The 514-nt window shown below is 68.7% G+C and carries 1 protein-coding gene; it reads left to right on the top strand.

Going from position 1 to position 514, the window contains the following annotated elements; all coding sequences use genetic code 11:
- Positions 1–40: 40 nt before the first annotated feature.
- The coding region (locus J0695_RS36135) for a branched-chain amino acid ABC transporter permease (RefSeq protein WP_206969007.1) at positions 41–514 on the top strand (474 nt) is incomplete at its 3' end.

Genomic DNA, 514 nt, shown 5'->3' with positions numbered 1-514 from the left:
GCGATCCGGCCGTGATCCAGGCCTATCTGGGGGCCGCGACGTGACCACGTTCCTCGAACTCCTCATCAACGGCGTCTCGGTCGGATCGGTCTACGCCCTGATCGCGCTCGGCTTCGTCGTCATCTTCAAGGCCACCGAGGTGGTCAACTTCGCCCATGCGTCGCTGCTCCTGGCGGGCGGATACATCACCGCGAGGCTCCACGAGGACCTCGGCTTCTGGTTCGCGCTCGCCGTCGGTATCGGGGGAGCCGCCCTGGTCGGTGCGGCGGTCGAATTCCTGGTCATGCGCCGCTACCGGGGCAGCGACTCCAGCGTGCTGGCGATCGTCACGATCGGCGTCGACATCCTGCTGACCACCGAACTGACCCGGCGGATCGGCACGGACGTCCTGACGCTCGGTGACCCCTGGGGCGACCGGGTCCTCACCCTCGGCTCGGTTTCGGTGGCCCAGACCCGTATCGCCGCCTTCTGCGCGGCGGCCGTCCTCATCGGGGCCTTCCTGCTCGCCTTCCGC

The sequence above is a fragment of the Streptomyces beijiangensis genome, assembly GCF_017315755.1.
GTDB classification, from domain to species: Bacteria; Actinomycetota; Actinomycetes; order Streptomycetales; family Streptomycetaceae; genus Streptomyces; species Streptomyces beijiangensis.
The sequence above is the reverse complement of the archived record's forward strand: the minus strand, read 5'-3'. Positions and strand labels throughout refer to the sequence as shown.